This window comes from Jeotgalicoccus meleagridis (assembly GCF_903994045.1).
Taxonomy (GTDB): Bacteria; Bacillota; Bacilli; order Staphylococcales; family Salinicoccaceae; genus Jeotgalicoccus; species Jeotgalicoccus meleagridis.
The window spans coordinates 269,593-293,438 of the sequence record NZ_CAJEWD010000008.1 but is presented as its reverse complement, the minus strand read 5'-3'; the positions used below and the strand labels follow the sequence as shown (position 1 = coordinate 293,438).

Annotated in this window: 22 protein-coding genes, 1 pseudogene, 1 riboswitch and 1 other annotated feature (1 of these 25 running past the window's edge); of the genes and pseudogenes, 19 read left to right on the top strand and 4 right to left on the bottom strand. The window is 33.5% G+C overall.

Annotated features, from left to right (window positions below; translation table 11 throughout):
• The first annotated feature begins 6 nt into the window (after window positions 1-6).
• The 6 genes from JEOSCH030_RS07140 (at window position 7) to JEOSCH030_RS07115 (ending at window position 8,254) form a co-directional block, all read left to right on the top strand.
• On the top strand, window positions 7-2,964 hold the full coding sequence (locus JEOSCH030_RS07140) for a type III restriction-modification system endonuclease (protein WP_185125923.1): 2,958 nt from the start codon (window positions 7-9) through the stop codon (window positions 2,962-2,964).
• Between the two features lie 445 nt (window positions 2,965-3,409).
• Complete coding sequence (locus JEOSCH030_RS07135) at window positions 3,410-3,844, top strand: JAB domain-containing protein (RefSeq protein WP_185125922.1); 435 nt, start codon at window positions 3,410-3,412, stop codon at window positions 3,842-3,844.
• 118 nt (window positions 3,845-3,962) lie between these two features.
• A complete protein-coding gene (locus JEOSCH030_RS07130) occupies window positions 3,963-5,048 on the top strand; it encodes a tyrosine-type recombinase/integrase (protein ID WP_000868132.1) in 1,086 nt (361 codons plus the stop codon).
• The gene (locus tag JEOSCH030_RS07125; RefSeq protein WP_185125921.1) at window positions 5,045-6,937 is read left to right on the top strand and encodes a site-specific integrase; all 1,893 of its coding nucleotides are present in this window, start codon (window positions 5,045-5,047) and stop codon (window positions 6,935-6,937) included. The genes JEOSCH030_RS07130 and JEOSCH030_RS07125 overlap by 4 nt, the downstream gene beginning before the upstream one ends.
• Window positions 6,938-6,943: 6 nt before the next feature.
• Complete coding sequence (locus tag JEOSCH030_RS07120; RefSeq protein WP_000361059.1) at window positions 6,944-7,321, top strand: DUF6262 family protein; 378 nt, start codon at window positions 6,944-6,946, stop codon at window positions 7,319-7,321.
• 150 nt (window positions 7,322-7,471) lie between these two features.
• A complete protein-coding gene (locus JEOSCH030_RS07115; RefSeq protein WP_000067268.1) occupies window positions 7,472-8,254 on the top strand; it encodes an aminoglycoside nucleotidyltransferase ANT(9)-Ia in 783 nt (260 codons plus the stop codon).
• 125 nt (window positions 8,255-8,379) lie between these two features.
• On the opposite strand, the gene erm(A) is transcribed toward JEOSCH030_RS07115, so the two are convergent.
• Window positions 8,380-9,111 carry a 23S rRNA (adenine(2058)-N(6))-methyltransferase Erm(A) gene (gene erm(A) / locus JEOSCH030_RS07110; protein WP_001072201.1) on the bottom strand — a complete coding sequence of 244 codons (732 nt, stop codon included), beginning with the start codon at window positions 9,109-9,111 and terminating at the stop codon, window positions 8,380-8,382.
• A gap of 57 nt (window positions 9,112-9,168) precedes the next feature.
• Window positions 9,169-9,228 (bottom strand): erythromycin resistance leader peptide, encoded by a 60-nt coding sequence (locus tag JEOSCH030_RS10960; RefSeq protein WP_010959190.1) that lies wholly within the window; start codon window positions 9,226-9,228, stop codon window positions 9,169-9,171.
• Between the two features lie 391 nt (window positions 9,229-9,619).
• Here JEOSCH030_RS10960 and JEOSCH030_RS07100 point away from each other — a divergent pair, with 391 nt between their 5' ends.
• The 5 genes and pseudogenes from JEOSCH030_RS07100 (at window position 9,620) to JEOSCH030_RS07080 (ending at window position 14,356) form a co-directional block, all read left to right on the top strand.
• Window positions 9,620-10,282, top strand: coding sequence for a class I SAM-dependent methyltransferase (locus JEOSCH030_RS07100; RefSeq protein ID WP_185125920.1), 663 nt, complete (start codon window positions 9,620-9,622; stop codon window positions 10,280-10,282).
• Between the two features lie 228 nt (window positions 10,283-10,510).
• Window positions 10,511-10,651 (top strand): annotated as a pseudogene (locus JEOSCH030_RS07095) (JAB domain-containing protein); the annotation flags it as partial.
• A gap of 10 nt (window positions 10,652-10,661) precedes the next feature.
• Entirely contained in the window at window positions 10,662-11,024 is a 363-nt protein-coding gene (locus JEOSCH030_RS07090) for a hypothetical protein (RefSeq protein ID WP_185125919.1), read from the top strand.
• A gap of 161 nt (window positions 11,025-11,185) precedes the next feature.
• A complete protein-coding gene (locus JEOSCH030_RS07085) occupies window positions 11,186-13,018 on the top strand; it encodes a hypothetical protein (protein WP_185125918.1) in 1,833 nt (610 codons plus the stop codon).
• Between the two features lie 489 nt (window positions 13,019-13,507).
• On the top strand, window positions 13,508-14,356 hold the full coding sequence (locus tag JEOSCH030_RS07080; RefSeq protein ID WP_185125917.1) for an aldo/keto reductase: 849 nt from the start codon (window positions 13,508-13,510) through the stop codon (window positions 14,354-14,356).
• Between the two features lie 71 nt (window positions 14,357-14,427).
• Here the strand turns inward: JEOSCH030_RS07080 and mgtE are convergent, their stop codons facing one another.
• Window positions 14,428-15,411 (bottom strand): magnesium transporter, encoded by a 984-nt coding sequence (mgtE, locus tag JEOSCH030_RS07075; RefSeq protein ID WP_185125916.1) that lies wholly within the window; start codon window positions 15,409-15,411, stop codon window positions 14,428-14,430.
• A gap of 168 nt (window positions 15,412-15,579) precedes the next feature.
• Entirely contained in the window at window positions 15,580-16,752 is a 1,173-nt protein-coding gene (chrA, locus tag JEOSCH030_RS07070) for a chromate efflux transporter (RefSeq protein WP_185125915.1), read from the bottom strand.
• Window positions 16,753-16,869: 117 nt separating this feature from the next.
• On the opposite strand from chrA, the gene JEOSCH030_RS07065 reads away from it, so the two are divergent.
• The 8 genes from JEOSCH030_RS07065 (at window position 16,870) to mreD (ending at window position 23,789) form a co-directional block, all read left to right on the top strand.
• The gene (locus JEOSCH030_RS07065) at window positions 16,870-17,724 is read left to right on the top strand and encodes a putative RNA methyltransferase (RefSeq protein ID WP_185125914.1); all 855 of its coding nucleotides are present in this window, start codon (window positions 16,870-16,872) and stop codon (window positions 17,722-17,724) included.
• A 334-nt stretch (window positions 17,725-18,058) separates the two neighbouring features.
• Window positions 18,059-18,529, top strand: coding sequence for a SprT-like domain-containing protein (locus JEOSCH030_RS07060; RefSeq protein ID WP_235962251.1), 471 nt, complete (start codon window positions 18,059-18,061; stop codon window positions 18,527-18,529).
• A 42-nt stretch (window positions 18,530-18,571) separates the two neighbouring features.
• Window positions 18,572-18,674, top strand: a riboswitch (SAM riboswitch).
• Window positions 18,675-18,729: 55 nt separating this feature from the next.
• Entirely contained in the window at window positions 18,730-19,743 is a 1,014-nt protein-coding gene (locus JEOSCH030_RS07055) for a methionine ABC transporter ATP-binding protein (RefSeq protein WP_185125912.1), read from the top strand.
• A gap of 52 nt (window positions 19,744-19,795) precedes the next feature.
• Window positions 19,796-20,395, top strand: a complete 600-nt coding sequence (locus JEOSCH030_RS07050; protein ID WP_185126545.1) for a methionine ABC transporter permease — start codon at window positions 19,796-19,798, stop codon at window positions 20,393-20,395.
• A complete protein-coding gene (locus JEOSCH030_RS07045) occupies window positions 20,395-21,198 on the top strand; it encodes a MetQ/NlpA family ABC transporter substrate-binding protein (RefSeq protein ID WP_185125911.1) in 804 nt (267 codons plus the stop codon). The genes JEOSCH030_RS07050 and JEOSCH030_RS07045 overlap by 1 nt, the downstream gene beginning before the upstream one ends.
• A 2-nt stretch (window positions 21,199-21,200) precedes the next feature.
• Window positions 21,201-22,367, top strand: coding sequence for an aminotransferase class I/II-fold pyridoxal phosphate-dependent enzyme (locus JEOSCH030_RS07040; protein ID WP_185125910.1), 1,167 nt, complete (start codon window positions 21,201-21,203; stop codon window positions 22,365-22,367).
• Window positions 22,368-22,418: 51 nt separating this feature from the next.
• A complete protein-coding gene (mreC, locus tag JEOSCH030_RS07035) occupies window positions 22,419-23,267 on the top strand; it encodes a rod shape-determining protein MreC (protein WP_185125909.1) in 849 nt (282 codons plus the stop codon).
• A 3-nt stretch (window positions 23,268-23,270) separates the two neighbouring features.
• Window positions 23,271-23,789 carry a rod shape-determining protein MreD gene (mreD, locus tag JEOSCH030_RS07030; RefSeq protein WP_185125908.1) on the top strand — a complete coding sequence of 173 codons (519 nt, stop codon included), beginning with the start codon at window positions 23,271-23,273 and terminating at the stop codon, window positions 23,787-23,789.
• A gap of 41 nt (window positions 23,790-23,830) precedes the next feature.
• Window positions 23,831-23,846: a sequence feature (ribosomal protein L21 leader region), on the top strand (it continues 55 nt past the right edge of the window).

Genomic DNA, 23,846 nt, shown 5'->3' with positions numbered 1-23,846 from the left:
TTTTCAATGGAGTTAATTTTAGACCGTGGGTTATCTCATCAACAAAAACCGATAGATTTAATTAGTGATGTATTTAAAGGTGTACAAATAGACTCTCCTACTCGATATTTTGAAAACCCTACAATTTCACTTTTTGATAATAATATTAAAAAGAATATTAATGAAATACAAAAAAAATTACCACCATTATACAGAGGATTTACGCCAGTTGATAAAAGTTTGAATTTAGATATAAAAATGGAGACTGGTACAGGTAAAACATACGTATATACACACATGATGTATGAACTTCATAAAAAATATGGGATTAATAAATTTATTATTGCTGTTCCTTCTTTAGCTATTAAGGCAGGGACAGCCAACTTTTTAAAAGATGAATATTCTAAAAGACATTTTAGAGATGTGAATGGTTACGGTACGGAAATTGAAGTTGGCGTATTAGAATCTCCAAAAAACAAAAAAAAAGGGCGTTCATATTTTCCAAGTGTTGTAAGTGAATTTGTAAGAGGTTCATCTCAAAATAGTAATAAAATTCATGTTCTTTTGGTGAATATGCAGTTATTAGTTGTTAGAAAAAATGGACTTTTGAGCCGTGATGATTATGATTACGGTACTGAAGGATTTTATAGACCTTTTGATGCTTTAAAAGCAACAAAACCATTCGTCATTATCGATGAACCACATCGTTTTTCTCGTGACCAGAAAGCATATAAAGTTATAGAGAATGAAATTAATCCTCAAAGTATTATAAGATATGGTGCAACTTTCCCTAATAAAGCTGGTAGTAACAAAAATAAAAGTACTCATACAAAAGACTATCAAAATCTTCTTTATGATTTAAATGCTTGTGACTCATTTAATTTAAATTTAATAAAGGGTGTCACAAAAGAGCATTTTGATCCTGTTTCAAAGTCAGCAGAGAAAATAAAGATAATGTCAATAAAAAATAAAGAGTCGATTAATATACAATTTCTAAAAAAGAATCACAAGACAAAAACCTCCACTCTTAAAAAAGGAGATTCTTTATCCATTATTCATGAAGCTTTTGAAGGTATAACCATAGATGGTATTGGAAAATCATATGTGGTTTTCTCAAATGGAATTGAAAAGCAAGTTGGAGAAGAACTCGATGTTGATATTTATATGACTTCATATCAAGAACAGATGATGCGCTTAGCATTAGATAGACATTTCGAAACAGAAAGAATCAATTTTTCAGAACGTAATTTTAAAATAAAAACATTAGCTTTATTCTTTATTGATGATATAACTTCATATCGAGAATCTGACGAAGAAAAAAAACCTTATATATTGGAAACTTTTGAAAAATTATTAATAGAACGGATAGAAAAAGAATTATCTAAACTAACAGAGTATGAACAGGAATATAAATCATATTTAGAAGCAAGTTTAGATGATATATCAGCCTGTCATGCGGGATATTTTTCACGAGATAACAATGATTCTGATGAGGCTATAGGTCAACAAGTACAAACTATATTATATGGCAAAAAACAGTTACTATCTTTTAAAAATGAAGATGGTACTCCAAATACACTGCGGTTTTTATTCTCTAAGTGGACATTAAAAGAAGGTTGGGATAACCCCAATGTTTTTACAATTACAAAACTGAGATCAAGTGGAAGTGAAAACAGTAAATTACAAGAAGTAGGTCGTGGTCTACGTCTACCTGTTGATGAGAATGGCAACCGTATATCTAATGAGGAGTTTTTTCTGAACTATATTGTTGATTTTACTGAATCAGAGTTTGCAAAAAAATTAATTGCACAAATAAACGGAGAAATTTCTCAAGGTTCGATTATTACAGAAGAACACTTGGCAGAAGTAGCAAAAAGTCTTGGGGTTTCAACTGATGACTTATTTGATGAGTTGTATGATAAAAATTACATTGATAGAAAAATGAATATAAGCCTTGAAAAAAGAGAAGAATTTTTTATAAATTATCCTGAATTTTCAAAAGGATTAGCTACAGGGAAGGTACGAGATAGTAATAAGAAGAGGGTAAAACCAGTAAAAATTCGTAAAGGTGCATATGATGAAATTAAAGATTTATGGGAGAGAGTTAATCAACGATATTTATTGTATTTTGAAAAAGAAGTTGATCAAGAAATGGACGAGATAGTCTTATCAATACTTGAAGAGCCAGGAGTATTTACTGATATGGTAATGACTAGCTCTCGTGAAGTTATTGAAAGTGATGGCCATTCGATGACAACTGGTAATAAAACCGGAGTTCAATACATCATTTCTAATTCAATTCCTTATAATGAATTTTTAAAAAGAATAATGAAGAGCACGAATATACCAATAGTGAAAATACACCAAGGAATGTGTGAATATGTAAAGCGACATGGTGATCTAGCAGAAAAGTATATAAATGAAAATACAGCAAGCATTTTTATTCAAAAATTTAATGAATGGCGAAATAGTAATTTACAAGGACGCTTTCATTATACAAAAAGTAATACACCAGTAAAATCTACTGCTTTATCATACAGTGACGGTACTCCAAGAGAGGCTATCTCACAGGGACGCATTGGCAATAAAATAGCACCAGGTAGTCCTAGTTCTAAATATTTATATGATACTTTTGCTTTTGACTCGCCTCTTGAATACAAAAATATGGCGAGCGATATCGAAGAAGTGATTGTTTATGGAAAAATACCAAATAATAGTATTGCGATTCCGACTATTACAGGAGGTATGTATAGTCCAGACTTTATGTACGTCGTGAAAAAGCCGACAGGTGAGAAAGAAATAAACATAATAGTTGAGACTAAGGATGTTGAAGATAAAAACAGTTTACGTAAAGTTGAGAGTGCAAAAATGGAAAGTGCACGAGTACTATTTGATCTTTTATCAGAAGAAGGATATAAAGTACATTTTCATGATCAGTTAAAGAACAAACAGATGGCACAAATTATTAGAGAAGTATTAAAATAATTAGGTTATTAATAATCACTTTTTATGAAATAGTAAAAGAGTATTACTTATTCAAGTAATACTGATATAATTTAAGTTAGCTCCATTTGTGAGTTATTTTGTTTACAAAGTTATCTCGGGAGGATAACTTAGCTCTATCTATATTGATAGGGCTTTTTTAATTAATATAAATGAAATGCATTGGAGAAACGGAATATATCAGATTTAGGTCTGATATATTCCGATTCTTTTATCCATTCAGTTCCTTCACTCTTACTCGTGTGTAGATGTATTTGTTTACTTGTGCATCCTATCAAATTCTTTACTAATTGCAACACCAAGCACTACGTGTACCTGCGGTAGTGTTGCAATCAGCTTCGAATTTGATATTGACGGATGCGTAAACAAAATACATTCACACACTCGATTAAAAGAGTGTAGTAGAAAAAAATAGGAGCTGTTAAATATGCACAAAATTTATTCGTTATTATCCAAGAAAGCCCAGGCGTATGTAGAAACAATGGAGCTAAAAGAAGTTTTGAACATACTATTTTTCATGAACAATGAAAATTTCACAAGAAGAGATAAAGAAAAATTAATCGCTGTTCATGAAACAATTATCGAATATAACACTAAAGAAGATATTAAAGAAATCAGAAGTCCAAAAGAAGCTTATGATTTTTTAAAACCAAAATTCATAGGAAATGAACAAGAAGAATTTCATGCGATATTTCTTAATACAAAAAATAGAATTATCCATACAGAAATGGTTTTCAAAGGCTCAACAAATACTTGTATTGTAGACCCGAAGTGTTTATATAGTAGAGCATTGAAATGTTCAGCATCAGCAGTCATTGTCGCACATTCGCATCCCAGTGGAGATCCGTTAACCATAGTATAATAAATAATAGTAGTTAAAGTAGTTTAAGAGGAGATATTAAAGGGATATTTTACTTTAAATAAAAATTAACAATGTTTATAATTTGTAGTAGTTAAAGTATTTAAAGAGGTGGGAACATGTGAAGGTTCAAAGGATAGAAGTGGAGAATAAGCCGTATCCATTGTATTTATTACTAGATAAAGAATACCAGCTAATAGAACCAGTAATGAAATTTATTAAATACTTAGATAATACTGGTAAGTCTCCTAATACCATTAAGGCATACTGCTATCATTTAAAGTTGCTGTACGAGTTCATGGAACAGAGAGGTGTTATTCTTAATGATATTAACTTTGAGTTGTTAGCAGACTTCGTAGGTTGGTTGAGATATCCTTCAGCATCAAATGTAATTGATCTTCAGTCAAAAAAAGCCATAAGAGAAGAAACGACAGTGAATACAATTTTAAATGTAGTTATGAGTTTTCTTGATTATTTAAGTAGATTAGGAGAATTTAAATCAATTGATGTATTTAAACAAGCAAAGGGAAGAAATTTCAAAGGATTTTTACATCATGTTAATAAGGGTAGATACCAAAAGAATGTCTTAAAGTTAAGGGTTAAAAAGAAACAGATAAGAACATTGAGATCAAAGGAAGTTAAGCAAATTATTGATGCTTGTCATACGAAAAGAGATAAATTAATTTTAATGCTTATGTATGAGGGTGGTTTAAGAATCGGTGAAGTGTTATCGCTTAGGCTTGAAGATATTGTCACTTGGGACAATCAAATCCATTTAACACCTAGAGATGTTAATGTTAATGAAGCTTATATTAAATTAAGGAAGGAAAGAACAATACATGTGAGTAAAGAACTTATGTCACTTTATACAGATTACTTGATATATGAGTATAGTGAGGAATTGGAGCATGATTATGTTTTTATTTCCTTAAAAGAAGGCTATTTTGGGAAACCACTAAAGTACCAAAGTGTTCTTGATCTAGTTAGAAGAATAGTTAAAAGGACTGGAATAGAATTTACATCACATATGCTTCGCCACACTCACGCAACGCAGCTAATTAGGGAAGGATGGGATGTTGCGTTCGTTCAAAAGAGATTAGGTCACGCACATGTTCAGACAACGTTAAATACCTATGTTCATCTTTCAGATCAGGATATGAAAAATGAGTTTAATAAATACCTCGAGAGAAAGGAGCATAAGAAATGAATGCTTCTAGTAAAAGGAAAATTATTAGTCAGAGTGAGATTAGCAAAAAAATAGCTGTAATGAATGAAGAAATGCAGGGGATTTGGGCTAATAATAGTTGGGATATAAGAAAATGTCCACATCCTTCTGCCATAGAATTAAGTAAGAATCCTGCTTTAAGGAATCGTTGGGTTCGTTTTGAACGTGTTAAAAATCTGTGGTTAAGAACAGAATTGAAATATTTTTATTTTTACCATTTAAACAATGGAATATGGAATGCAAAAACTGTCTGGATTAGAAAAGGAACAGTAATTAATAAAATGTTAGATTTCTTAGATTTAAAGTATCCTAGCATTACTTCAATTACTGAAGTTCCTATTGAAAAAGCAATGACGGAGTATAGAACTTATTTGACAAAACGGGGTGTTAGAATTACCACTACTAATTATAAGATTACTGCTAATCAAGAAAAAACACCTGTAAAAGCTAATTCCTACTATGTTACTAATCTAAAACAATTTATGGAGTTTTATGAGAACTTTTATTTTGATGGAGAGGAGTGGGATAAAGACGTTTGGGATAGACGTAACTTACCTTTGCCAGATGATAAGGTTAACCCAACACAATATGAATATACAATTAACTTTAAAGGGTTTCGGAATACATATTTTAAACAACTTGTAAAAAGATATTGTAAGTTGAGATTGAACGTGGATAGCTTTTCCTATGTAAGTGATATTGCCCAAAGACTTAAAGAGTTCTTTAATTTTCTGGACATGAAATTTAAACAAGTTCAGAGAGTACACCAATTAACGAGAGTGGAAATTGAAGCATATTTAAGTGAACTAAACATGATGGGAATAAAACCTAGTACAATAACTGGGAGGATCTCTATATTGGAAGGACTATTTAGTACCCTTCTTAGGCTAGAATGGGATGATGTTCCTTCCAAAATATTAATTTATTCTGAGGACTATCCGAAAATACCAAGAGCAAAACCACGCTTTATAGATGAATTCGTCCTAGAGCAATTGAACAGTCATCTTGATAAATTACCCGAATATATAGCTACGATGACTATGATTGTTCAAGAATGTGGAATGAGGATAAGTGAATTGTGCACCTTGAAAAAAGGCTGTCTATTAGAGGACAAAGATGGAGATTTCTTTTTAAAGTATTATCAATGGAAAATGAAAAAGGAGCATATAGTTCCAATATCTAAAGAGGTAGCTTTACTTATTAAAGTTCGGGAAGATAAAGTTTCAGAGGAATTTCCAGATAGTGAATACCTCTTTCCAAGAAAAGATGGATCGCCATTAAAACAAGAAACATTTAGAGGTGAGTTAAATAAATTAGCTTATGAGCAAAATATAGTGGATAAATCAGGTGAGATTTATAGATTCCATGCCCATGCCTTTCGCCATACAGTAGGAACAAGAATGATTAACAACGGGATGCCCCAGCATATTGTGCAGAAATTTTTGGGGCATGAAAGCCCAGAAATGACAAGCAGATACGCTCATATCTTTGATGAAACTCTAAAAAATGAATTTACTAAATTTCAGGAAAAACTGGTTACCAATAATGGAGATGTGCTTGATCTAGATGAAGATAATGAAGTCGATGATGTAGAGCTTCAATGGTTCAAGAAAAATATAAATGCACAAGTGCTTCCAAATGGTTATTGTAGATTGCCAGTAGTAGCAGGTGGTTGTCCACATGCGAATGCATGCTTAGATTGCACTCACTTCTGTACCAGTAAGCAATTCTTACCACAGCACGAAGAACAGTTAGAGCGTACAGAAGAGTTATTAGCCATAGCTAAGGATAAACAATGGCAAAGACAAGTAGAGACTAATAGCCGTGTTAAAGAGCGTTTAGAACAAATCATTGGAAGTTTGACGGGGTAATTATCAATGGATAAACAAGTTAGAAATACAACAGAAATTGTACGTTTGGCGAAGCAGAAATCAAAAAAGACAAGGGAAAAAGTAGACAAAGCGATTTCTAAATTTTCGATTGAAGGTAAAGTTATTAATTTTAATTCAATAGCAAAGGAAGCTAATGTTTCTAAATCATGGCTTTATAAGGAACACGATATTAGGCAAAGAATCGAATCCCTTCGTGAGCGTCAAATAACAGCAAATGTAGTCTCAAAACCCAAGAAAAGTTCTCGTTCGGAGGAAATCCTTATTAAAACCTTAAAAAGAAGAGTAATGGAATTAGAAAAAGAAAATAAAAAATTACAGAACCAAATTCAAAAATTATATGGAGATCTGTATAATAAAGAATAATTATTAATCTGTAGACAAATTGTGAAAGGATGTACTTAAACGCTAACGGTCAGCTTTATTGAACAGTAATTTAAGTATATGTCCAATCTAGGGTAAGTAAATTGAGTATCAATATAAACTTTATATGAACATAATCAACGAGGTGAAATCATGAGCAATTTGATTAACGGAAAAATACCAAATCAAGCGATTCAAACATTAAAAATCGTAAAAGATTTATTTGGAAGTTCAATAGTTGGAGTATATCTATTTGGTTCAGCAGTAAATGGTGGTTTACGCATTAACAGCGATGTAGATGTTCTAGTCGTCGTGAATCATAGTTTACCTCAATTAACTCGAAAAAAACTAACAGAAAGACTAATGACTATATCAGGAAAGATTGGAAATACGGATTCTGTTAGACCACTTGAAGTTACGGTTATAAATAGGAGTGAAGTTGTCCCTTGGCAATATCCTCCAAAAAGAGAATTTATATACGGTGAGTGGCTCAGGGGTGAATTTGAGAATGGACAAATTCAGGAACCAAGCTATGATCCTGATTTGGCTATTGTTTTAGCACAAGCAAGAAAGAATAGTATTTCTCTATTTGGTCCTGATTCTTCAAGTATACTTGTCTCCGTACCTTTGACAGATATTCGAAGAGCAATTAAGGATTCTTTGCCAGAACTAATTGAGGGGATAAAAGGTGATGAGCGTAATGTAATTTTAACCCTAGCTCGAATGTGGCAAACAGTGACTACTGGTGAAATTACCTCGAAAGATGTCGCTGCAGAATGGGCTATACCTCTTTTACCTAAAGAGCATGTAACTTTACTGGATATAGCTAGAAAAGGCTATCGGGGAGAGTGTGATGATAAGTGGGAAGGACTATATTCAAAGGTGAAAGCACTCGTTAAGTATATGAAAAATTCTATAGAAACTTCTCTCAATTAGGCTAATTTTATTGCAATAACAGGTGCTTACTTTTAAAACTACTGATTTATTGATAAATATTGAACAATTTTTGGGAAGAATAAAGCGTCCTCTTGTGAAATTAGAGAACGCTTTATTACTTTAATTTAGTGAAACAATTTGTAACTATTGAAAATAGAAAGAAATTGTTCCTTCGATAGTTTATTAATATTAGTGACATTTGCATGCTTCAAAGCCTGTCGGAATTGGTTTTTAGTGAAAAGAACACGATATTCACGGTTTACCCACTTATAAACAAAAGATCGATACTTTTTGTAGTCCTTCTTTGAAATCAATGGTTGATGTCGTTCAAGAACAATCAATACAGAGTCTACACTTGGCTTAGGATGAAAATATAGTGGTGGTACTTTTTTGAGCATTTTTATATCCATCTCCACCATTAATAGTAAACCCAAAGCTCGTTGCAGATTTTGCAATCTTTTCGCAAATCCCTTCTCAACGATAAGATAGCTATATTTAGCCTGACTTTCAAAGGTAATTCTTTTGACAATATCCGTACTGATGTTATAAGGAATATTACCATATATCTTATAGTTTATATGTTTTGGGAAGGAAAATTTTAGAATATCCGTTTGAATCACTTTTATATTCTCAGAGGGGTTTACCGCTTCTTTAGTCACTTGACATAAGCCTCCATCAATTTCTATAGCAGTAACTGATCGACTCATTTTGACTAGCTCTTTGGTAAAATGTCCTTTTCCTGATCCGATTTCTATTACGTTGTCTTGTTTACTGATATTCGTGTGATTCAATATTTCTTTTACATGCTTTTTAGAAGTAATAAAATTTTGCGTGTCTTTAGGGTTTTTCTGGTTCATTATAACCTTCTCCTTACTGGTTATAATGAACTGACATTAAGCGTTCATTATAACCAATTAATTTTGATTTGGTTGATAACGAACTTTATTAATAACAAATATAGAAAAAGTACCCATACTTTTATCTCCTTTCCATTTTTTTCATTATGAATGAGATAAAGTAATTTCTACTACTGCGATACTGGTGCACATAATTGAAACCTCCTTATGTAACTGAATATGATTGTATCATCTTTTCATTTTAGAATAAACCTTTATATGTAATTTTGCACTTGACACTTCAGATGGACGTTTTCTTCAAAATAATATGTTTTGAAACTTGATAAGAGAAGCCACTGTCTTTACTAAAAAGTAAAGGCTGCGATAAAGGACAGTGACTTTAATAAAGTTGCACTGTTGTATTGTCTTTGGATAAAATTGTCTAAAGGGAAGTTTTATCCCCAACGAAAAAACATCTAAAGTGGTAAGTAATGAAAGAATGTCGATAAAGTAGGAATGGGGGATCTTTTTGAATACAATAGAATCACAGTTTGATAAGGTTGCAGAAGATTACGATTTCGTGAATGAGCTTTTGAATGATTATTCATTCCTTGTGTCTAATATGTCTCCAAAGAAAGGCAGAGCATTAGATATCGGATGTGGCTCGGGTTTGTTAGTGGAGAAATTAGCAAGTTATTATGATGAAGTGGTAGGGATTGATATTTCTAATCAAATGCTCGATCTTGCCAAATCTAAACGTCAACTAACAAATACGGTCTATCTGAATATGAATGCAGAACAACTTAATTTTAATGAGAAGTTTGATTTTATTGTAAGCCGAACAACCTTTCATCATTTGGATGATATAGCCAGCGTAATACAGCAAATGAAGGAACTGTTGAATGAGGAAGGAAGAATAGTTATTCTTGATAATGTATCTGAAGTCGAGACACCGCCTACCTATGTTTATAAATTAGGGGCAATCCAAGAGTTTTTACCGCATTGTTTCAAATTTGGAATAAAAAATGCGATTAGAATTTATAATCACAACACATCTAAATCATGGCTTGAGCATTTAGCTTCAGATAAGTACCTATCTGAACAAAATTATTACGATTTATATGAAAAGTTGTTGCCTGGATGCCAATTCCATAAAATGGGTTGGGCAATGGGGGTTGTCTGGACAAAATAACTTAAAGCTGTGGCTTTGAAAAGTTGAATTTGTGATTGTTTTCAGAGCTATCGGGTGCTTTAGTATAAATAACAATGAATAAAAAATCAGCCTGTATCTTATGTTACTATTAAGTAATTTAAGATACAGGTTTTACTATTTTTGAAATAAGTACCTTCCACTTCAAATACATGTATTCAAAGTGAAAGTATTGATTTAAATGATTCTTTTGTAATTTACTCTTGATAAGACCTAACCCCGTCAAAAGAAGATATAGAAGTCACAAAACGTTTGAAGGAATGCGGAGACTTAATTGGAGTAGATTTTTTAGATCATATTATTATCGGAGATGGCCGTTTTGTCTCATTAAAAGAAATGGCATATATATAAGGAGAATATTATGGGCTTAGATAGTTATTTATATTTAAAAGATAAAGACACGGGAGAGTATATTGAATACGCCTATTACAGAAAATTTAATGCATTACAAGGTTACTTTGTAGAGCATTTTAATATCAATAACCCTGGGACAGTTGAAATTACTGAAGCAGTGATTAATGATTTATATTTAAAATTAAACGAAATTCGTTTTCAACCAGAAAAAGCAAATTTACTGTTACCAACTTATCCTGGACCTTTTTTCGGTCGTGTAGAATATGACAGAATGTACCACTCATACATTCATCAAGCAGCTAATGATTTTTATCATGCAAAGTTTTTAGATTATCAAAAATATAAATTGTTTTACTCATCGGATTGGTGAACTTGTCTCTCTAAGTTATCTTAGAGAGATTTTTTTTAAAACTGTGACAGAAATTTGACGAAAATCTGATATTTTTGTTTACTTGGTAAAAATATGGGAATAATTTTAATATAAAGCAGACATTTTAAGCGAAGGGGATGTTTCCAATTAAGTACTTTATAATGCTTTTAGCAAGTTTTTCTTTAATTAGCTTAAGTAACTCTGCAGAAGCAGCCACAACGGATAAGGATATCGAAATCGATCTATTAGCAGATGATGAAGATGATGATAAAGATAAAGAAGATTCATCAAAGGGTGATGATGCAACTAAAGAAGAAGATGACGATAAGGACGATGCATCAAAAGATGACGACGCTACAAAAGAAGATGATGACGAAGATGACGATTCAGAACGTGGGGAAAGAGAAGTCAGTAAAGAAATTACTGAGTCAACCATCACAGGTCCAGATGGAACGGAAATTAAGTCACTGTTTGAACTAAATGAAGATGTCGCAGAAGAATTAGAAGATGCAGAAGAATCGGATGCAACTCTAGAAGAAGTCTTAAAAGATAAAGACGATGTGACAAGTTATTATGCAGAGACTTACATGATGATTAATGCTTTTGATGGTTCTAGTGACAAAGCTGCAGATAACGACTTGGTTGGTTTAACAGCAGAGATCAACGAAGAAGGTGACAACTTCCAAGTCTATTCAGGTCAGTATGATGAGTCCATTCAAAAAGTTCAGCCTTATGCCTATGCAGATGAAGATACACTCCTAGTTCAAGAAAATGGAACTTGGAATGATTACACTGGACAAGCACCGGCAGATGAAGTTTATTACGGATCGTATTCAAATGTCTACGATGCATTTATGGAAAGTGAAGAGGTTATTGATGTCTTAGAAGATGATGATAATTATTATCTTATCAATGTCGGGCAAGAAGATGTCCTACATGAAACTTTCGGTACACTTTATCAAGTTGAATTTACTAACGCAGATCCAGAAAGTCAAAACAACGCAGTAGTTGCTATTGTCGATAAAGAAACAAATGAAATTGACAAACTTTCTTACCTATCAAATGCTAAAGGTTTGACTAGTGGGCAAGAACTTTACATCGAGATTGCCGCTGAATTTGATGATTATGGTGAATATGATGACGGCGTAACTGAAGTTAAAGAAGGGGACACTATAGATATTGAAACATCAAGAAATAGTACTAATGACTCAAGTCTTGATGCTTCAAGCGCAGGTGACTCTGAGGGAGAGACTATTAAAGGTGAAGATGCTGAAATAAATGCACTTGAAGAAGATAACCAAGGTTTAGCTGCTGCTTTAGAAGAGGCTGAAGACACTGATGTTGGACTTGAAGAAGTACTAAAGGATAAAGAAGAAATTGTATCCTATTATGCAGAGACAGATGCATTGGTCAAAGTGATTCCGAATGATGATAGTTTAACAGGTGAGGAAAACTCACTCACTTTAACCGCTGAGGTCATGGAACAAGCTGATACTGGAGAATTAGAAGTTTACACAGAGCAAACAATAAATGATGGTGAAGCCGTTCCAGTAGTTTATGCTAATGATGAAGTTTACTATCATTTTGAAAATGGTAAGTGGACAGATGAATCAGACGAAGGTGATGTTGAATCAGTTTATAATGGAACCTATAGTAAAATGTATGATACTTTTATGGACAATGAAGATTTAATTACAGTAAAACAAGATGATGATAATTACTATCTGTACAATATTTCTAATGATATGAAAGTACACGACACATTTGGACAAATCTTTGGTGCTGAGTTTACTAATGCAGATGAAAGCAAACAGGTTAATGGAATCATTGCAATTGTAAACAAAGATTCAAAAGAACTTGACCAAGTCGCCTACATTTCAAATGCACCAGCTAAAGGTGAAGAAGCTAATATTCATATAGAAATGGCTTTAAAGTATGAAGACTATGGTGAATTTGATGACGGTGTTACAGTTCCAGATGAAATATATGAGTAGAAAACTTATTTTTATAAATAAATGGTTTGGAAATCTTAATTTTGAGATTTCCAAACTTTTTTTATTGGTTTTATTGGTTATCAGGACTTCGTTTGATGCTCATTGTCCTGATAGACGTTTACCTGGACATCGTTGAGTTCTCATTGTCCTGATAAAACTTTAAAGCTGTAACTGTCTAGTTCCGGAGTAACTTTATTAACGAGTGTCCAGATCTTTGATTGATAGATTCACCTTTGTCCTTAAGAAAAACCGATGGAAGACTGTATGTCCATTAATTTAAAAGTTTAGTTACCTAGTGTCCAGTTCGTTAATCTAGTTTGAGCACCCCCGAAGGACAATGAACCCTCCTCATTGAACCGCCAGTACCCATCGCCCAAGCACCCACACCCCCCTCAACCCAAGAACGCTGACACCAATCTCATTACCCCAACCCTAGATTTTCTTGTATAATAATAATTGAATTTAGTTTTTACAAAATGGGGGATTATCATGCAATATGTTACTTTAAATAATGGTTTAGAGATGCCTGTTGAAGGTTATGGTGTGTTTCAAATCAAACCAGAGGATACAAAGCAGTGTGTCTTAGATGCACTAGAAGTGGGTTACCGTCATATCGATACGGCAGCGACTTATGGAAATGAAAGAGGCGTTGGGGAAGCGATTAAAGCATCTGGAATTGACCGTAAAGATTTATTTATTACGAGTAAACTTTGGGTAGAGGATCAAGGATATGAAAGTACAAAAGTTGCTTTTGAAAAAAGTTTGGAGAGACTACAAACAGATTACTTAGATCTTTATCTGATTCATCAACCATTTGGTGATTACTACGGTTCTTGGAGAGCAATGGAAGAGTTATACAAAGAAGGTAAAATCAAAGCGATTGGTGTGTCTAACTTTGATTCAGCACGGTTGGTTGATTTGATTATGAATAATGAAGTAACTCCTCTAATTAACCAAGTTGAATTACATCCTTTCTTACAACAAAAAGATGCTAGAAAAGTTATGGAAGAATATAAGGTTCAAGTTGAATCTTGGGGACCGCTTGCGGAAGCAAAACACGGAATCTTAGAAGAAAAAGGACTTCAAGATATTGCTAGAAAATACGATAAATCTGTCGCTCAAATCATCCTACGATGGCATCTAGATAACAATATAGTCATTATTCCCAAATCGGTTAATAAAGAACGCATGATTGAGAACTTGGATATCCATGACTTTAATTTAGACGCAGCGGACATGAAGGTCATTGAGTCATTTGATGGTAGTCATAAGAGAATTGTTGATCACAATGATTTAAATATAGTCGTTGGAATGAATAATTCAAAAACACCTGAATAAATTTTATAAAACACACAAAACCCGTAGTTTAACTTACTCCTTGTTAAAAGTAAGTTAAACTACGGGTTTTTTTACAACAGATTATTGAGGAAAAATGTCGCAATCCCAAAATATATAAGTAGTGAAAGAATATCATTAATTGTGGTAATCAATGGGCCGGATGCAATGGCAGGATCTGCTTTTAGTTTATAGAGGATAAGTGGAATAATTGTTCCAGCCAATGTCCCTATAATTAAAGTGCAAAGTAGTGAAAAGCTCACGACAAAGCTTAAGGTGATACTACCAATCCAAACATAGGCAATGAGCCAGACTATAATTGCACAGGATACTCCAATAAAGATCCCAACGAATAGTTCTCTTACAAGTAGTTTAGAAGTATTTTTAAAATCTAATTTCTCAGACACTAAACCACGTACAACTACTGCTAATGACTGTGTCCCTGTATTTCCAGTCATACCGGCAATCATTGGCATAAAGAAGGCAAGGGCAACGACCTGTTCTAAAGTTTCTTCAAAACGTGCAATAATTCCACCAGAAACGAGTCCAACAAATAATAGAATCACTAACCAAGGTAGCCTGCGTCCTGCTGCTTTTAAAGGCTGAGTATGAAAATCGATTTCCTTACCCGATGCTGTGATCATACCAATATCTTCATCAGCTTCTTGATGAATAATATCAATAATGTCATCGACGTGTATGACACCTTCTATGTATCCTTCATCGTTCACAACTGGAATTGCCACAAGGTCTTTATCTCTAAATACTTTGGCGGCTTCTTCTTGATCAAGATCTAAAGGAAGGCTGATAATATTCTTTTTCATAATGTCTTTAATCAAGTTGTCATTTGTAGAAAGTAATAATTCTCTAATAGATAAAACACCGCTCAACTTTTCTTCTTCATTTACCATGTAAATATAATGAATATGTTTTTTCCCTTGAACATTATCACGCAAATATTGAACAGCTTCTTCTATATTTGAAGTATCACTGATGGCTACATAATCTGTCGTCATTAAGCTACCTGTTGTCTCATGTCCATACACATTATTTACCATGATAAACACCTCATTTTAAAATTAAATTTTCTTATCATTATTTACATACACACTTATTATACGTACAAAAATATAAACATCAATTGTCTGAAAGTTTGACTAAACTATAACTTTGAAACGAAAAAAGCTTAAATGACCACCAATCTAGGAGTCATTTAAGCTTTTTATCTATATAAATGATATTAAAATTCCACCAACTGCTCCAGACAGAACGATAATCCAAGGAGCGAGTTTTAAGTAATTCAACATAACAAACAAAATTGCTGCTAAAGCGAAGTCCTTAGGTTCATGGATGGCTGAAGTTGCGATTGGTGTATAGAGTGCTGCAAATAAGATTCCAACAACAGCAGCATTAACACCCATAATTGCACGTTTTGCCTTGTCGTGATTACGAATCATATCCCAAAAAGGGAGACACCCTAAAATAAGTAAGAAGGCAGGTAGAAAGATTGCGAGTGTTGCGATTATTCCACCGAACCATCCATTCATGACGGTTCCGAGATAGGCTGCAAAGGTGAATAGGGGTCCTGGTACTGCTTGTGTAGCAGCATAGCCTGCTAAGAACGCTTCTTCACTAATCCAATTTAGAGCGACAAATTCTTGTTCTAGTAGTGGTAGAACAACATGACCGCCACCGAATACAAGTGAACCTGAACGATAAAAACTATCGATAAAAGTAATCCAATAGTTACCAGTGATTTCTCTTAAAATTGGTAACATAATCAAGAGTGCAAAAAATAAGATTAAACAAAAAATTGAAAAGTACTTATTAATAGGAAAACTTGTTTTAACATGTGTTGTATCATCATTTTTAAAAAGAAATAAACCGACTATTGCTGCGATTACAATTACTCCGACCTGACTTAGGACCGATGGAAATACTAGTAATATAATTACTGCAAATAAAGCGATGCATTTTCTATGTATGTCAGGCGTTAAATTTTTAGCCATACCAAGAACTGCATGAAGCACAATGACAACCGCGACAATTTTTAATCCTTGGATCCAACTCGCATCACCAACATTAATAGTAGACATTAAAGACGCGAAAATAATAAGGACAAGAACTGAAGGGAAAGTGAAACCTAAAAAGGAAATCAGTCCACCTAATACTCCGCCGCGCATAACACCGATACCAATTCCGACCTGACTTGAAGCGGGACCAGGTAAAAACTGGGCAAGTGCGACTAAATCAGCATAGGACTTTTCATCGATCCATTTCTTTCTGTCCACATATTCTGCATGAAAATATCCGAGATGTGCTGACGGTCCTCCAAAAGACGTTAAACCTAATCGAGTAGATATTATAAATATTTCAAGTATGTTTTTAAGATAATTCATACTAAACTCCTCATTCACTTGTTATAATGTAGAATAACACGTAGTAGTTAAGAATTTATCTGTCGTAAAGAACCTTTACATTTTGTAATGAAATTGAAATATATAGGTGGAATTTTTATGAAAAAAAGAGAGCTTGCAGCCCTAAATTTTCAAGAACATGAAGGCGCTCTACAATGTACTATCTGTCATTCTGAAATGACGGTGATGGACTCAAAAAGTCTTGTTTGTGAGAAGGGCCATAGTTTTGATTTAGCTAAACAAGGTTATGTTAATATGCTTCAAAAACAAGTATCAACAATGTATGATCATACCTTATTTGATGCAAGAAAACGCATTATCTATGATTATAAATTTTATGATAAAGTTCATCAAAAGATTTCTAAAATTATAGATGAGGCATTACAAGAAGGTGGACTGGTATTCGATGCAGGTTCTGGTGAAGGAACACATTTAAATGCGATCTTTAATCATTTAGATAAAGATAGCATTCATGGAATCGGCTTGGACATATCTAAAGATGGCATAGTAATGGCTGCAAAAAACTACAGTGATCTAAATTGGTTAGTCGGAGATTTAACACAGACTCCATTTAAAGAACATAGTCAAGACATTATCTTGAGCTTTTTATCTCCAGCTAATTACTCTGAATTTAAACGCATTATGAAACCAAATGGTCTCTTGATAAAAATCATTCCTGGTAGTCATTATTTAAAAGAAATTAGAGAACATCTATCAGATGAAGACAAAGAATATGAAAATACAGATACAGTCAACTTAATGAGAAATAAAGTTGATGTTATTAGCGAAGAAAGAGTGACTTATGAAAGAGAAGTCGATGAAGAGGTTTTGAGAGATATACTAACGATGACACCTTTAACTTGGCACATCAGTGAATCACAGATTGAGAGCATACTTAAAAATCATCACGAAATTATTACTGTAGATTTACACATTATTTTAGCGAAATTTTGAAATAATTTTATACAAGTATTGTATTAAGATAGCATTGGCAAGGCTTTTTAACCATATTTGAAATTTCTCGCTAATTATTACAGGAATATTACAAAGAATTTTCTTTCAATTTGACCTTGAAAAACTTCAAGTATTAAAATATAATGAAAATACATTAAGAAATACATAACAGAACGACATATCAAATTATAGCTATACTTCATATTATTAGCTCAATCGTTCTTCGATAGTGCCTTTGGCCTAGATATCATATTATATTATTTATCTGTTGGGAGACTTTAAGTCTCCCTTTTCTTATTTTATAAGTCAGGTGACTGTGATGGACGTAAAAACAATGACAGACTATGCAGAACAATTTTGCTCTAAGAATTTTAATATAAATTTAATGATACCAATCAGAATCTCTAGCCGTATGAAAAATAAGCTAGGGGCATTTGTTGTTAAAACAAAAAATCGAAAAATTATCAGTGAAGAAATTGTCATATCAAAGTCTTTTGTCGACAATAATAGTAAGGCAGTTATTCTTGATGTACTTTATCATGAATGTGTACATTATGCGCTTTATAAGTTAGGACTACCATATAAAGATCAAGACCAGTATTTTAAAGACACACTTAATAAATTAGGTATAGCTAAGAGCCGTTCATACAAATATAAAGGAATCGAACATGTATATTTTTGTCCAACCTGCTCTTATCAATTTACTAAAAGAATGAAGGGCTATGAAAAAAGATATATATGCAGAACTTGTCATTCTAAGTTTAAGTATGCCGGAGAAAGCAGTAAGAAATTGGGAATTGTTTGACAATTGATTATATCCAGTATATGATTAAACACAATTAAATAACTATTATCAAGAGAGATGGAGGGACAGGCCCTGTGAAATCTCAGCAACAGGCTTTTAAAAGTACTGTGCTAAATCCTGCAGGCATCGGCTTGACAGATAATCACTTATTGCCATTTGTCTATTTGATGAATGGTTTTTTTAATTTCAGGAGGTATGACATGAGTATCCATTTAAACAAAGTATCAAAAACGTATCATTTGAAAGGTCGGACAGTTGAGGCCTTAAAAGAAACATCACTCGATATTGAAGATGGTGAAATATTCGGCTTAATTGGCTATTCTGGCGCCGGTAAATCCACACTTTTAAGATTAATTAATCTCTTAGAAGAACCATCTACAGGGACAGTGATGGTTAATGGTGAAAACCTAACTCAACTCTCAAAAAATGAACTTAGAGTAAAAAGACAAAAGATAGGCATGATCTTTCAGCAGTTTAATCTTATCGAGTCAAAGACTGTTTACGACAACATTGAGTTTGTTTTAAAAGCATCAAAGTACGATAAAAAACAAGTACCAAAGCGTATCAAAGAACTACTGGATCTTGTGGGATTGAGTGATAAATCTGAGATTTTAGCTTCTAATTTAAGTGGTGGACAAAAGCAAAGAGTTGGTATTGCTCGGGCACTTGCTAATGATCCTGATGTCTTACTTTGTGATGAAGCAACAAGTGCATTAGATCCAGATACGACAAAAAGTATTTTAAAACTATTAAACAATATAAATAAGACACTCGGAATTACCATTGTCATCATCACTCATGAAATGGAAGTGATTAAAGAAATTGCAGACCGCGTGGGTGTCATGTCAGCAGGAGAAATTATTGAAATAGGGCCGACCTATGATGTCTTTAGTCATCCAAAAAAAGAAATTACTAAAGACTTTGTCCAAGAAATATATAACTTTGAGATTCCTAAGCAAATAGAGGAAAACAAAGAAAACCAAGTGATTACCATTCAATTCTTAAGTGAAAATGCAGAAGAAAATTATTTAAACAAGCTATATAGAGAATTTAATTTAAATATTAGTATTTTGAATGGTCGTATTGAGTATATTAAAGATCAACCGCTCGGTTTTCTCATGTTTCAGGTCAGTGGGGAAAACTCGGAAATAGAAAGACTTAAAAACCATATTGATCAATCAAATGGGATAGAAAGGGTGGCTTATATTGGATAGTTTAAGTCAATTATGGCCGATTTTATTTAAAGCTTTATTAGAAACGACACAGATGGTATCAATAGCTATATTTTTTGCAGTACTTTTAGGTTTGCCACTCGGTGTACTTTTATACATCACTCAGCATCCCTTACTCTTTAGGATAAAACCCTTAAACGCGGCTTTAGGTTGGTTAGTGAATATTATTCGGTCCTTCCCGTTCATTATTCTAATCGTTGCGATTATGCCTTTTGCGACTTGGTTAGTCAATGCTTCTCATGGTCCAGTGTTTGCGAGTGTTGCCTTATCAATTGCTGCCATTCCATTATTTGCTAGATTAGTAGAATCAAGCTTCAATGGAGTCAAAGACGGTGTGATTGAAGCGAGCATTGCTGGTGGTGCGCCAATACTTTTAATTGTTACTGATGTCTTGTTACCAGAAGCTAAAAAGAGTATCGCTCAGGCTATTACTTTAACGATTATTTCAATCATTGCCTTTTCTGCTACTGCAGGTGTTGTTGGTGGTGGAGGAATCGGTGACTTAGCGATTCGCTACGGTTATTACCGATATGACACTTTAACTATGATTGTTACAGTGATTGTCTTAATTATCATCGTACAAATCGTGCAATGGATTGGTGACTTCATCGCAAATAGAGCGGAGGGTAAATAATGAGAGGAATTATTACATTTTTATTAGGTACACTTGTAGTTATAATTGCCACGACTTTTTTACTTCATGAGGACGAAGGTGAACTCATCACAATCGGAGCATCAAGTGGACCATTTGCTGACATGGCAAGTTTCGCTTTAAAACCAGTGTTAGAAGAACAAGGTTATACTGTTGAAATTGTTGAATACAGTGACTATATACAACCGAACAATGCCTTGGCTAACGGAGATTTAGATGCCAACCTCTTCCAAAATGTTTTGTTCATGGATGGTTATAATGAAGAAAATGGCACAGATTTAAAAAATATTGTTCAAGTTCCTACTGCACCAATGGGTTTATATAGCAGTGAATTTTCTAGTCTAGAAGACATCACTTCAGGTAGCGAAGTTGCCTTACCACTAGATCCAGTCAATTCTTCAAGAGGCTTTTTAACACTAGAAGATGCTGGCCTTATTACTATTAGTGAAGATGCAGATCCTTTTGCGATTGAAGAGAGTGATATTACAAATAATAAGAAAAACCTTGAATTTATTTTTCAAGACGCAGGACAGCTACCAAGAAGTGTTGATCAAATCGGTTTATCTCTCGTTCCAGGTAACTTTGCCTTAGCAAGTGATATGAAATTAGAAGATGCGCTTGTCTTAGAAAAAATGAATGAATACTTTAGAAATCAAATCGTTATCAACGGAGAAGATGCCGGTAGTAAACTAGAGGAAGACTTAATTAATGCGGTACAGTCAGAAGAATTTAATGAAGTAATTGATCAAGATTTTAAAGGTTTCGACAAACCAGAGGAGGAATAATTATGGCGAGTGATTTAGTAAACTCCCTCAGCCCATCCTATTTTTCAAGTATGATGAATAAAACCATAGAGACAGGGGATAAACCACTATTAAATTTAGCTGTGGGGATACCTGATGGTAAAACACCAAAAGTCATTACTGATCGAGTTAAATCAGCAATTGACCAAGAAGAAAACCAAAAGTATGGACCGTTTAGAGGTAAAACAGAATTAAAAGACAGTATCAAACGCTTTTATAAAAGGACTTATGGTGTTGATTTACAAGAAGAGAATGTTGCCATTCTTTTTGGTACAAAAAATGGTCTAGTGAATTTTCCATTGGCTCACTATAACCCTGGAGTGGGTATTATGCTACCTAATCCAGGTTATGCCGATTATATAACAGCAGTAGAACTGGTAAAGGGTAAAGCCATTGACATGCCTTTACTTAAAGAAAATAATTATTTACCGGACTTTGATGCTTTGACTGAAGAATTAAAAGAGACAGATTTAATTTATCTGAATTACCCATCAAACCCTCTTGGTGCTGTTGCTAACAAAACGTTCTTTGATGACACGATTGAACGCTTTAAAGATAGTCACATTAAAATCTTGCATGACTTTGCTTATGCGGCTTTCGGTTTTAATGAGGACCATCCAAGCATTTTAGCGAGTGATCCAGATTTTAAAACAGCAATTGAGATTTATTCCTTATCGAAAGGCTTTAATATGTCGGGTTATAGAATTGGTTTTGCGGTAGGTAATGCGGACATGATTGAGAGTATTAATCGCTTTCAAGATCACACAAATGCCGGTGTATTTGGTGTGACACAAGAAGCGGCAATCGCAGCATTAGACCATGCTGATGAACTCATACCTAAGCAAAACGAAATATTCAAAAGACGTAAAGAATATATCAACGAAGCACTAATTAATTTAGGAATACCAATCCAACCGATTGAAGGTGGTATTTTTGGTTGGATAAAAGTGCCTGATACTTTTAATGGTGAAAGTTTTGTTGACTATCTGTTAAAAGAGCAGTCAATTTTAACAACGCCAGGTATTCCTTTTGGTGATCGAGGAGAGAATTATATTAGATTCTCACTTGCAGTGGATGAAGAGATTTTGTCAACTTTCGTAGAGCGAATGAAAGAGATTAAAAATCTGTGGGAGAATAGTGCTAGTCTTTAAATAAGTGTGTTATTATTTACTTCAGATATATTTAATTGGAGGCAGACTAGAGTGACAAAGTTTTTTAATAGAAACCGCATGCTCATCATACTGTTTGGCATCATTATTTTGATTGCTTTGATCGGTTTGTCATTAACGGAGAGAAACCATACAACAAAGGCTGAACAATTCACAGGAGATGTGGTCGCAACCACTCAAGAAACTGTTAATGCACCATTCGGTTTTATCGGTAATATTTTTTCAGATTTTTTTAGCATGTTTGGTGCGGTTGACGAAAATAAGAAATTAAAAGAACAGCTAGATATGCTACCTCAACTACAAGCAGATAATGAACGTCTTGAAGAAGAGAATGCTAAGTTACAAGAAGCTTTAGATGTAAGTTCAAAAATGGATTATGAGACAATCAACGCGAGTGTGATCTCAAGAGCACCAGACCAATGGCTTGAATCTTTTACCATCGATAAGGGTGAAAAAGATGGTCTTAAAGAAGGTATGGCAGTATCGACTTCAAATGGTTTAATTGGCATCGTCAGTCGAGTCAATGGAGGATCATCATTTGTTGAGCTCATTTCATCGAATGCTTCACAAAATAATCTATCTGTTGAATTAAAGCACGGTGATGAAAAAGTATATGGCAATGTGAGAACTTTTGATACAGAGAAAAATGTTCTCGTCGTTGAAAATATTAAAAATCAAGTGACCTTAGAAAAAGGTGACGAAGTGTTCACTTCTGGCTTAACTGGTTCTTTCCCTGAGGGAATTGTAATCGGTAAAGTAGTCGAAGTTGAAAACGATGAATATGGTTTAAGTCAAAACGCCTATGTTCAGATGAATAGTGATTTAAACGATGTCGATACGGTCTTTGTCTTGAAACGTGATCCAGAGTCGTTGGAGGATTAGCTTATGCAGATGATTGTAATATTTATTATCGGTATCCTGTTAATGTGTGCGGATATGTCATTTACTGGCTTTTCCCCGATGACACTCTTTAATGTTGAAGTTTATTTCGTACCTAAGTTTCTCTTTATGTATATCTTACTCTTGACCATTTATGTAGGACCTAAAATTAGTATGTTTTTCGCTCTATTGTTTGGCATTATGTTAGACATTTACATAGGAACAATTTACGGTATATATTCTTTTGGTTTTATCGCCTTCGTTATCTTTATGCAAACCGCTTTTAGAGTCTTTTATAGGGATTTTGTTGCGATGGCATTTGTCGTCCTATTAAACAGTATGTTTTTTGATCTTTATCAGTATGCAATATATAGGATATTAGACTTTATTTCTATGCCACTTTTTGATTATTTTGCACTTAGAGCTGTGCCGAGTGTTCTAGTCAATGCCTTTGTGTTTACAATTATATATATACTTGCAATCCAAACTTCAAAAGTGAGAAAAGAATTCAGGAGAAGTAATTGACAGTAACATATTATATTTGTATAATACAGTAGTTGATGAAAAGTAAACATCAACCGC